Origin of the sequence: Erysipelatoclostridium sp. MSK.23.31 (genome assembly GCF_019125875.1) — a bacterium.
Lineage (GTDB): Bacteria > Bacillota_I > Bacilli_A > Erysipelotrichales > Coprobacillaceae > Thomasclavelia > Thomasclavelia ramosa.
The window spans coordinates 1-1130 of the sequence record NZ_JAHOCB010000107.1 but is presented as its reverse complement, the minus strand read 5'-3'; the positions used below and the strand labels follow the sequence as shown (position 1 = coordinate 1130).

General features: G+C 30.1%; 1 protein-coding gene. It reads left to right on the top strand.

Annotation, left to right across the window (positions count from 1 at the left end; translation table 11 throughout):
• The first annotated feature begins 726 nt into the window (after positions 1 to 726).
• Entirely contained in the window at positions 727 to 903 is a 177-nt protein-coding gene (locus tag KSU54_RS18455; protein ID WP_008792279.1) for a ferredoxin, read from the top strand.
• Positions 904 to 1130: the final 227 nt, after the last annotated feature.

Sequence of the window (1130 nt, the reverse complement as noted above, 5' to 3'; positions counted from 1 at the left end):
ATGCTGAAGATATTCAGGGGAACTGTTTAAACACAAGGATAGAGTATACCCTTTTGTATATGGGGCTATCTCATAGTATTATTAATAATGGGTATCGCGATATACACGTAAACAATAAATATATAAAATTCAAGCCTGGGTCATAACGATCTAGGCTTTTTTGTATAAAGAAAAACACAGTGACATGGGAATGAACACTGTGTTTTTAGCATAATTTTGGGATGCGTACTATGCTTAATAAAAGTATATAATAATAAGTAATTATTTTCAATAAACTTTATATAAAAAGAGAACAAGCCCAAAACGGGAGAGGTGAACTTGTACTCTTTGTATACTTTCGAATATTGTTAATGGGAGAGGAACAATATTCTATTGTACAAAAATAATATTTGTACGCAATCTATTCTACTACATTATACAAAATATGCAAATGTATTAAACTTTTAAATAAAAGAGCACAAGGCTCTACCGAGGAGATATCTTTTTTGTGCTCTTGGTTGGGTATGGCTAAGGGGAAAGGAGGACCATACCCTATTATACAACTATTGGAATTATAGTGGGGATCAATAATTGTACAATATCAATTATAGTTATTTGTCATTTTTTATCAACTCATATACTTAATACTCAATATTTGATTGAATAAGTAATACTTTTTAGTATGGAAAAACATATTGTAAAATATAGTTATTTATTATATAGTAAACACATAAAGGAGGATTTACAATGGCTAAAATTACAGTAAATGAATCTTGTATTGGGTGTGGAACTTGTGTAGGTGTTGCACCAGATGTTTTTGAAATGAATGATGAGGGGTTATCATCTGTTATTGGTGATGATGTTGATTCAGCTAAAGAAGCTGCTGAATCTTGCCCTGTAGAAGCAATCGAAGTGGAAGATTAATCAAAAAAATAGAGAGTTATAGTGATAAAGGAGTGTTCGATTAGAGCGCTCCTTTAAGCATTGTAGCTATTAGTAACTTACATATTTATTCTAGATAACTTGTGGTATGGCTTATAATTCTTTTTTGTTTTTCAATATCATGCTTGCAATTAATGATCATTTCATCTTTATTTGGTATGTCAGATATTTCTAAAAGTTTCAGTTTTTCTTCTAATGCTGTTAATTTT